Raw genomic sequence first — 10,288 nt, forward strand, 5'->3', positions numbered from 1 at the left:
TTATCTATAGATGTCAGCTTCTGGAGGCCAGCCTGATCAGTTAATGATCTAAAATCTTGTTGGAAATCGAAAGAGTGGCCACAGGCCACTCTCTTCGCACTATCTATAAAGTTATGTTCAGTCCATCACAGGCAAAGGTTCAGCTTTTCCTACGATGAAGGCGTATGAAAACGCCCCGGTTAGCGCCATGCAAGAGGCGAGCAGGAAGACCGGTGCATAACTTCCACCGAACTTGTCGAGCAGAAAGCCAAAGACCAAGGGACTGATGATACCGGCAATATTTGCCGCAAAATTTTGGATCCCGCCAATTGAAGCAACATGTCGCGAGCTTGGCGCAATATCCGCAGGAAGCGCCCAGATTGCTGTGCCAGCAACCGCGAGACTGCTGTAAGAAATGGCCAAAAAAAACAGCGCCGCGTAAAGAGATTCCACGCTTGCGGCCGGCAGGATTGCAGCGCCGCCAATCATGCCACCAACCATGATTGTTTTACGGACTTTCGTAACATCGGCGCCTTTACGAATATGATGATCAGCATATGCACCGATAGACCACGCAGAAACAACGGCGAGAAGGCCCGGAATCATTCCGTATAAACCAAGCGACTTCAGATCGAGCCCGCGCGCATCTTTGAGAAATGAGGGAAACCAGGTGAGGAAGAAATAGATCACGAAGTTCAGGCAGAAAAAGCCCAACATCATACCCCAGATCGTCCGATAGCGGAAAAGAGACTTCCACGACAACCGGGCCGCCGTTTCATCGTCATTTTCAGCGGTGCGTCCGCCATTTTCAGCGATATAGCGCCGTTCTTCCTCATTGGCCCACGGATGCTCGCCTGGAGAACGATAGGTTTTATACCATGCAAACGCCCAAACCACACCAATCGCGCCAAGAATCAGGAACGAGTAATGCCAAGTTGCGAACGCAATGATGGCCGTCACAATGGGCAGCGCGAGCACAGTGCCTACTCTCGAGCCAGAATCGATAACGGCGACCGAAAAAGCGCGTTCGCTACGGGGAAACCACTGCGACGTCGCTTTGATTGCGGATGGATATGCCGGCGCTTCGCCTGCACCAAGTGCGAAACGCACCGCGAAGAAGCTCCAGAAGCTGTTTGCAAGCGGCGTGAGCATCGTAAATACAGACCACCAAATTGCTGCAAGCGAAAAGGTTTTCCGTGCGCCCAATTTGTCGGTGATCCATCCAGCAAATAGCATCATGCCATCATACGCCCAAAAGAAGGCTCCGAGGATGAGACCTTTCTGAGTATTTGTGAGCTCTAGCCCCAATTCAGCGTCGATGAATGGAAGCGCGACGCTCATATTGGCGCGATCAAGATAATTGATCGTCATCCCCGCGAAACACATGAACAGAATGAAATATCTGGCCCGTGTTTTCACGCCAGATGATGACAAATGTTGTTGAAGCATTCTTATCCTCCTCCGATATGCTTAACGCATCCCCCGGATAATTTTCCGATTGGGATACCGTTCTCGGCAGCCGCTCATCCACGACCACCGGAACGCCTTACGTGTTAATTGAACGCCAAAGCTCGCCCTGCAGCAAAGCTCGCTGATGCGCCCATGGCCTCCTCAATCCGCAGACACTCATTCCACTTAGCCATCCGCTCGGACCTCGAAAATGATCCGACTTTGAATTGCCCCGCGTCCCAACCAATAGCGAGATGAGCAATGGTCAAATCTTCAGTCTCACCAGAACGGGCCGAAACGATTGTGCCGAGCCCAGCTTCTTTGCCCGCATCAAGCGCAGCCTTCGTTTCACTGACTGTTCCCGCCTGATTTAACTTAATCAACACAGCAGTGGCCGCCTTTGCCGCGACACCCGCGCGGACGCGGTCTGCATTGGTGACAAAGAAGTCGTCACCGATCACCTGACATCTTTCGCCATGGGCTTGCGTGAAAGCAATGAAGCCATCCCGATCATCTTCTGCGACGGGATCTTCAATGGAAACGATAGGATAGGTCTCAATCCATCGTCCGAGCATGTCGATCAGGTTGCTCGTGTCGAGTTTTTGCCCATCAAGTGCAAGCGTATACACTCCGTTTCGTCCGAATTCCGATGCGGCGACGTCAAGTGAAATAGCGATCTCGCTGCCCGGTTTGAAACCTGCGGCGTCAATGGCTTTAACGAGCGCATCCAGAGCTTCTTCATTGGATTTGAACGCGGGCCAGAATCCACCCTCGTCCGCAACACCTTGCAACCGTCCCGTTTGTTTCATGAAGGCACCGGCGGCGCGATAGACTTCAGCGGTCCAGTCAATAGCTTCGCGGAAAGACGTTGCGGCTGGGGCCATCACCATAAAATCTTGGATGTCGACCCTTTTTGCCGCATGGGCGCCGCCGCCGAAAATTTGAATCTCGGGTAAGGGCATTCGTACGGGTTTTCCATCTGCAAGATATTGCCATAGCGGCAGGTGTGCTGCAGCGGCACGCGCATGCAGCACCGCCATGGAGGTCGCGACGAGCGCGTTGCCACCAAGCCGGCTTTTATTTGGCGTTCCGTCGAGGCCGATCAGCGTCGCGTCAATCCCATCCTGATCATCGGCATCGCGACCCGCAAGGGTTGCTGCGATTTCAACATTGACGTTGTTGACTGCATTCGAGACATCAAAGCCACCGAAAGCAGCCCCGCCATCCCTTAAGTCCACAGCTTCACCGCTGCCGGTCGACGCACCAGCAGGCGCAATGGCGCGCCCCGTAAACCCGCCAGCCAAGGTGACTTCGGCTTCCACTGTTGGACGACCACGAGAGTCCCATACGCGGCGGCCTCTTATGCTCTTAATCGTCGTGTCAGTCATGCTTGGACAACTCCGTGAGCCAATAATGTTTGATATGAGAAAGTGACGCGCCTCGCTGCTTGATCAGCAACCGGCTATTCCTGCGAACGAACTCGATGTCAGTTTCTTTGGTCAGATACTCGACAGGCGATTTACCATCGACGCGCGCCAGACTTAACGCGGGCAATAGCAAAGCTGCTCTCGCTTCAACGATTGTTCTGTCTTCCCAGTCGACGCCTTCGAGATAGCGCTGCGTTAACGCGGCGAAACTGAGAGCGTAATCTTTTGCCGATGCTGGATTCCAAACAGCTTTGAGAAGAAGATGATTGAGGCAGAAAGCGAGGTCAAAAGCTGGATCGCCGTACCAGGCGCATTCCGCATCCAGCAATACAGGACCATTCGCCCCCATTAGAATGTTTTTGGGGCTCACGTCACCGTGCACCAGAGCTTTTCGTGTATTGAGAGTTTGTCGGGATAACTCGAACAACTGCCCGGATAGATCGCCATGTTTATGTGCGATCGCTTCGATGTAAGGCTCCAAGCGGATCGAATGGAATACTTCATCGTTCGCGAAACGGCGTGAGACTTCAGTTCGATTTGCGGTTGACGAATGTATCGTTGATAGTATTTCGCCCAGCTTTGAAGCAAATTGGATATCCACCCTTCCGCGAAGAAGCTCGGCCTTCCACACTGGATTAGTTGCAGGCTCCAAGTAATCCATCGCAAACACGCCTTTATCGGGATCATGAGCGAGAATGTGCGGCGCGGAGTGACTGACGGCCTTACCCGCAACCAAGAGCCATTCAACTTCACTCGCATTTCTGGAAACAGGCGCGTTCCATTCCTGAGAAACACGAAGCCGTGCCAAGGCTTTCTTGACGACGAATGAACTGGTTGGCGTAATGATCTTCCAGATATCTGATGCCACGCCTCCTGTTAGGGGCGTTGCATTGAAAGCATCAGCTTCCACCAATCCGCTTGCCGTCAAAAATTCGGCGATGACCGGATCTAATACCGCATCTTTCTTTTGTGTACAGGCCATTTTTGAAACTCTGTATTGGCCACAACCACACATAGGAAGTCGCGACTATAAGGTCTCCGCTGACAGAGGTGCCGCCAACGGAGATTTCCAGATAAAGGTATAAAGCTTAGTTGACCGGCGCCATCAGTGGCCGCAAACCCAATTCAAGCAGCTGATCCGTGGTTTCCATAACGCCACGAAGCTCAGCAAGACCTTTCAAACGCCCTATGCATGAATATCCTGGATTGACGTTTTTGTTGGCGTCATCAACCAGCACATGGCCGTGGTCTGGCCGCATTGGTATCAGGAAATCTAGGAGACCCGCATCACGCCTGCGCCGCTCTTCTTTTAGTAGCTCAACGATCACACCAACCATATTCGTATCTCCTTCGAGATGGTCGGACTCCATGAATGAGCCATCAGGGTCCCGGGTTACATTTCTCAAATGTGCAAAATGAATACGTGGACCAAACTCTTTTGCCATAGCCACTACATCGTTATCTGGTCGCGATGTAAGGGAGCCTACGCAAAGCGTGAGACCATTTGCGTTACTGTCTACACATTCGAGAATTTTACGGATATCAGCGGCTGTGGAGACAACGCGCGGAAGACCAAACAACGAGAACGGCGGATCATCCGGATGAATAGCTAGCTTTACGCCGTACTCCTCAGCAATCGGGACGATTTCACGCTGGAATTCATGCAGGTTCTCACGCATCTGGTCATCGGTGATGTCATCAAACTGGGCAATCCGCTCACGAATACCTTCCCGGGTATGGGAATCTTCGCCGCCCGGCAATCCCGCGATGATATTATGCTCTAGCTGTGCGATGTATGCTTCAGTGAACCTTTTAAACCGACCATTCGCGGCCTCAATCAACTCGGAAGGATAGTCGCTTTCCGCGTTCTTGCGCTTCAGGACAAGGAGATCATAAGCAACGAAATCAACCATGTCGAAGCGAAGCGCAAGGCCGCCAGTCGCTGTTTTGTGCCTCAGGTCAGTACGTGTCCAGTCCACAACTGGCATGAAATTATAGCAAACAACCGGGACTCCGGCCTTTCCCAGGTTCATCAAGCTATCTTTCCAGGCGTCAACATACTGACGCCATGGCCCCTGACGAAGCTTGATCGACGTATGAACGGGGATCGACTCACAAACCGACCAAATCAGGCCTTTCTCGCGGACTAGATTGTGATGCTGGTCGATTTCCTCGCGCGCCCAAACCCGCCCATCGTAAATATGATGGAGAGCAGTCACGATTCCATGGGCTCCCGCCTGCTTTGCATCGTCCAACGATACAGGATCGGCCGTTCCGAACCACCGCCAACTCTGAAGCATTCCAAATCCTCCTGCTAATATGTGGGACAAATTAAACGCAAACTTCGATAATGCAAGCGTTTTTCTCGGATATAGTCGTGTTTTGTACGGACATGATGTTTATATTGTCCCATATATATCTTGATTGGCCCTCTACATTTCAATATGGTGCCGAGGACTTATAGGGCGCGGAGATGAGCGCAGGCTGATTTCCAAACGCTGTATTGTTCTCCCTCAAATCAGCGGCCCTGCAATCAAAGCCACGACGAATGACAATCAAGACTGGAGGAATACATGACGAGTGAACCGAAGCCTTCCGGGCGACTATCAGGGAAACGCGCTTTTGTTACGGCTGGGGCGCAGGGGATTGGTCGAGCAATTGCGATAAGATTTGCCGAAGAAGGAGCGATTGTGACCGTCGCCGATCTTAACGGTGAAAAATTGGCTGAGCTTACTCGGTTCGGCGTCAAAACGATGTCATTTGATGCGTCCGATGGGGCTGCGGTTGCAGCAGCTTTCAGCGAACATCGTAATCTGGATATTCTGGTAAACTGTGTGGGCTGGGTGCACCATGGGACAATTCTCGATGCTGATGAAGCAGCGTGGAATCAATCATTTAAGCTAAATGTGGACCCGATGTATCATGCAATACGAGCGGCGCTTCCCGATATGCTTGCAGCCGGCAAAGGGAGCATCGTCAATATTGCGTCTGCGGCGTCCTCCCTTAAAGGTTTCCCCAACCGCGCAGCCTATGGAACAACAAAGGCAGCCGTTATTGGCCTTACTAAAGCGGTGGCCGCTGATTTCGTAGGGCGCGGCATTCGATGCAATGCAATCTGTCCAGGTACGATTGCTTCTCCATCTCTTGAGGAACGCATCAACGCGTTTGACGATCCTGTTGCCGCACGTGAGGCTTTTATCTCCAGGCAACCTATGGGCCGACTTGGAACTCCTGAAGAAGTTGCCGCGCTTGCAACATATCTGGGATCCGATGAAAGCCGCTTTATGACGGGTGGCGTCGTGCTCATCGATGGCGGCGCAACGAACTGATTACTAAAGGAAAACAAAATGAAATTTCTTCGTTATGGACAACCCGGAAAAGAGCGTCCAGCTGTTCTTGATGGCGACGGCAACGCGCGGGACATCAGTTCACTTGTCGCAGACATCAATCCCGAAACAATCGGCAGTTTGACCGCGCTCAATCTGGAAAGTATCTCAAAATTGCCGCTCATCGATTCATCTGAGCGGATCGGACCATGCGTAGGCGGTTCCAGCAAATTCGTTTGCATCGGCCTCAACTACGCCGACCACGCAGCCGAGACAGGTGCCCCAATTCCCGAAGAGCCTATTATTTTCCTAAAAGCAAATAGCGCGATTTGTGGCCCCAACGACGATATTATGATCCCACCCGGATCACAGAAGACGGACTGGGAAGTTGAACTTGGGATTATCATTGGCAAAACTGCGCGACATGTTTCTATTGAACAAGCTCACGAGTACATCGCCGGTTACTCCCTGATCAATGACGTTTCAGAACGGGAATACCAGGTCGAACGCGGCGGACAGTGGGATAAAGGCAAAGGCTATGACACATTCGGGCCGATTGGCCCCTGGCTGGTTACTCCTGACGAAATTCCTGATCCCCATAATCTCCATATGTGGCTGGAAGTGGATGGGCGGCGCTATCAAAACGGCAGCACCAACACAATGATTTTCAAAGTGCACGAATTGGTTAGTTACGTCAGCCAATTCATGTCTCTCCTACCCGGTGATGTGATTAGCACGGGCACACCTCCTGGAGTTGGTCTTGGCCAGCGGCCTCCGGTTTACCTTCGCGCAGGACAGACCATCGAGTTAGGCATCGAGGGCCTCGGCGTGCAACGGCAGCGCACCATTCCTTCTCCATACAGCAACAACTAGAACGGAGTTTGCCAGGAGCCCGTCAAAGAGGCGGGCTCCTGAAGTGGACGGAATAGACCAAATTGGCATTACGCTAACGATATAATATTGGGCCGCGCTAAGACATGGAGCGAGATGAGGCCGCCGACAAATGGCTTTTGCGGCGCTGCCCTTCACGTTCACGAATTTGATTGCCAGTCAAGAACCCATGCTCTTTCAATTCTGACGTCTGGAATAAGGTCCGAGGCGGCCATTCGGCTCTTTTGCTGTGAATTGGAACAGCTGCCGTCAAGATGTAACGCCGCCAGCCCCAAATGCATAAAATCTCGCCTGGGTTTTCAGGCGGGCTTGTGATTTGCGACTGGAGGGGTAATGGTCGGCTCCCGCCCTCTAGCCTGTTTTGCCTGTGACGGCCCTGGCACAGGCGAGCACCATATCTTGCGCCCATTCCTAGGCTTTTATTCGCGGTCAATTTGTTATAAGGTTTTGGCAGGAACTTATAACGCTGCTAACGGTAAGATTGGCTATAAGGTTTTTGGCAGGAACTTATAACGACATAGTTCAACTCGCCGCCGGTACGACCAACTCATTCGAAAAGGCCGAAGATGAAAGAGATCGACATCAGCTATAGAACGATGTTCGCGGAGTTGGCGCAGCGGACAATGGATGCACAATTCGTAGCAGACTTCCCTTTAGAAGGATGGTTTGTGACCGTAACCGTCAAAGATCGCGATTATTGGTATTTCGATCTCCCCACCCCCGAAGGCAAAGACAAACGAAGCTACGTCGGCCCCGCGAGTGACGAAGCCATCACTAAGCGGGTAAGAGCCCACAAGGAGATCAAGGACAACATCCGAGAGCGTAGACGCATGGTTAGCACGCTGCGACGCGCCGGCCTTCCCGGTCCGGATCCCTTCGCTGGGGATGTCACGAAGGCCTTAGCCGATGCTGGGTTGTTCCGGCTGCGCGCCATCTTGATTGGGTCGGTGGCATTCAGCACCTATGCTGGAATGCTTGGTGTCCGGCTGCCCTCTGCCGCGCTGCAGACAGGCGACGCAGACTTCGCTCAAGACTTCGCAATATCGGCTAGTGTCCAAGATAGTCTCCCGCCAATCCTCGAAATCCTCCAGTCAGTAGACCCTGAATTCCGAGCGATTCCGCACCAGGCCGATAAGGCTAAAGTGGTCGCCTTCGTGAACGCCAAAGGCTATCGGGTGGAGTTCTTGACCGGAAATCGGGGATCAGAAGAATACACTGGCAAGCCGTCGCCCATGCCCGCCCTCGGCGGCGCGTCGGCGGAGAATCTGCGGTTCCTTGATTACCTGATCTACGAGCCTATCCGCACCGTGCTTCTTTTCCGCGAAGGCATAAACGTTCTCGTTCCTGCTCCCGAGAGGTATGCCGTACACAAGCTGATTGTGTCGTCGCGAAGACTCACTGATACGTTGGGGCGTTTGAAGGCTGACAAAGATCTAACACAAGCCGCGTTGCTCTTCGAAGCTCTCGTGGAAACGCGCCACGGCAATGAGTTAAGCGATGCTTGGGAGGAAGCATGGGAGCGCGGTGATGCGTGGAAAGAGAGCATCGTCAGTGGCTTATCCAGACTACCCAAAAACGGAGTGGAAGCGTTAAGAGAGGCACTCGGTTCCGATGTTGTGGAAGGCTTACTGAAAAGGTGATTGACAGATTTCGCGAGAAACGAAAGACGACGACAGGCCAGTCTATGATTGCCAGCCAAGATTCTAGGCTCTGTTCCTCGCCAGCAGCAATAGGGCTCAATCACCTTTAAGGGATACGAACCTCAAGCATGCGCTTATTTCCGTGAACTTCAGAATTGATCAATCAATTCGCTTTCAAAACCCGCGCTTGGCAACAAGCCCGTTAATTTAGCAACCAGAGATGCAATAAATGTTGATTTCCATCGAGATGGGGCCCATCCGGACAAACTCTTGATGAGAACAAAAGCAACGAGCCAAAATCACCTTCCTAAAAGGCAATGGTGATTCATATTTGAGCCAATTTGGAAAACCGCTTCGTCACTAGAGCGTGTCCTTTGAATACTGAATCAGTTTCGAAGTGACAATCGGCAATCTGTCTGATTCAAGGTTTCCAGATAAGGAGGCTTTCGATGGGACGAGCATTAAGCACTGATTTGCGATCACGTGTTTTGAAGGCTGCAAGCGAAGGATTGTCGGCACGCAACGCGGGTTTACGGTTCGGGGTGTCCGCAGCGACAGCAATCCGCTGGGGTTCTCGTGCTCGGGATGGTGAGTTGGAAGCACGGCATCCGGGTCGACGACGCGGTTCGAGACTTGATGCCCATGAAGATTTCATCGTGATTATGATTGAAGAGCGCAAAGACGTCACGCTTAATGAGATGGTTGCGCGTCTGGCCAAAGAGCGCGGCTTCCAGATTGTGCGGAGTGCTTTGAATGCCTGGCTACGGGCCCGTGGCTTTACTTACAAAAAAAGACCGCACATGCATTGGAGCAGGAACAGCCAGGCCTGATGAGCCGGCACGAGGCGTGGTTTGAAAGCCAGCTTGATCTTGATCTTGAAAGGCTCGTTTTCATCGACGAGACAGGACTGAATACGAAGATGGCGCGGTTGCATGGGCGCAGCCTACGAGGCGAAAGATGTCACGCAGGCATCCCACATGGTCACTGGAAAGCAACGACGTTTACCGGTGCGTTCCGGCTCTCAGGCATGACAGCACCCATGGTGCTGGCTGGCGCAATGAATGCCGACGCCTTTCGTGCTTTCATCAAACAAGTGCTCGTGCCGACACTGACACCCGGTGACATCGTGATCATGGACAATTTGCCTGCTCATAAGATTGTCGGCATCAGAGAAGCGATTGAGGAAACACGTGCGCAGCTGCAGTATCTGCCACCCTACAGTCCAGACTTCAATCCAATAAAGATGGCATTCTCGAAACTCAAAGCACATCTGCCTGGAAAAGCCGAACGAACTGTCGAAACTCTATGGGATGCCGTCCGCCAAGCCATAACATTGTACGAACCAACCGAGTGCGCCAACTACTTTGCTGCTTGCGGTTATGATCCAACATAAAACGGATACGCTCTAGGCTCGAAACCCAATCAAACTGTTGATCATGTTTCCTTTCACTGATTCACTGCCTGCGATAACGGGAGTTTCTGACCATGGCAGGTGAATTCTGGCTTGATGATCATCAGTGGGCAGTGATTTCGCCGCTGCTTCCGACGAACCAACCCGGCGCTCATCGCACCGACG

8 protein-coding genes are annotated in these 10,288 nt (G+C 52.4%); 4 read left to right on the plus strand and 4 right to left on the minus strand.

Annotated elements, in window-relative coordinates:
* Nucleotides 1–117 precede the first annotated feature (117 nt).
* From FGI60_RS20435 to uxuA, 4 genes are all read right to left on the minus strand, one after another.
* Complete coding sequence (locus FGI60_RS20435; RefSeq protein WP_138786749.1) at nucleotides 118–1,428, minus strand: MFS transporter; 1,311 nt, start codon at nucleotides 1,426–1,428, stop codon at nucleotides 118–120.
* A 104-nt stretch (nucleotides 1,429–1,532) separates the two neighbouring features.
* Nucleotides 1,533–2,816: a phosphopyruvate hydratase gene (gene eno / locus FGI60_RS20440; protein ID WP_138786750.1), complete on the minus strand. Its 1,284-nt coding sequence runs from the start codon at nucleotides 2,814–2,816 to the stop codon at nucleotides 1,533–1,535.
* Nucleotides 2,809–3,837: a phosphotransferase gene (locus FGI60_RS20445; protein WP_138786751.1), complete on the minus strand. Its 1,029-nt coding sequence runs from the start codon at nucleotides 3,835–3,837 to the stop codon at nucleotides 2,809–2,811. The genes eno and FGI60_RS20445 overlap by 8 nt, the downstream gene beginning before the upstream one ends.
* A gap of 106 nt (nucleotides 3,838–3,943) precedes the next feature.
* A complete protein-coding gene (gene uxuA / locus FGI60_RS20450) occupies nucleotides 3,944–5,155 on the minus strand; it encodes a mannonate dehydratase (RefSeq protein ID WP_138786752.1) in 1,212 nt (403 codons plus the stop codon).
* A 273-nt stretch (nucleotides 5,156–5,428) separates the two neighbouring features.
* On the opposite strand from uxuA, the gene FGI60_RS20455 reads away from it, so the two are divergent.
* From FGI60_RS20455 to FGI60_RS20470, 4 genes are all read left to right on the plus strand, one after another.
* Complete coding sequence (locus FGI60_RS20455; RefSeq protein ID WP_138786753.1) at nucleotides 5,429–6,184, plus strand: SDR family oxidoreductase; 756 nt, start codon at nucleotides 5,429–5,431, stop codon at nucleotides 6,182–6,184.
* An 18-nt stretch (nucleotides 6,185–6,202) separates the two neighbouring features.
* Nucleotides 6,203–7,054 carry a fumarylacetoacetate hydrolase family protein gene (locus FGI60_RS20460; protein ID WP_138786754.1) on the plus strand — a complete coding sequence of 284 codons (852 nt, stop codon included), beginning with the start codon at nucleotides 6,203–6,205 and terminating at the stop codon, nucleotides 7,052–7,054.
* Nucleotides 7,055–7,638: 584 nt separating this feature from the next.
* On the plus strand, nucleotides 7,639–8,712 hold the full coding sequence (locus tag FGI60_RS20465; RefSeq protein WP_138786755.1) for a nucleotidyltransferase family protein: 1,074 nt from the start codon (nucleotides 7,639–7,641) through the stop codon (nucleotides 8,710–8,712).
* Nucleotides 8,713–9,161: 449 nt separating this feature from the next.
* Nucleotides 9,162–10,105, plus strand: a protein-coding gene (locus tag FGI60_RS20470) for an IS630 family transposase (protein ID WP_210238459.1) whose coding sequence is annotated in 2 segments (ribosomal slippage) — nucleotides 9,162–9,495 and nucleotides 9,495–10,105 — 945 coding nt in all. Because the reading frame shifts where the segments join, the coding sequence is not laid out codon by codon here.
* The last annotated feature ends 183 nt before the right edge of the window (nucleotides 10,106–10,288 follow it).

Origin of the sequence: Brucella haematophila, from assembly GCF_005938105.1 — a bacterium.
Taxonomy (GTDB): domain Bacteria; phylum Pseudomonadota; class Alphaproteobacteria; order Rhizobiales; family Rhizobiaceae; genus Brucella; species Brucella haematophila.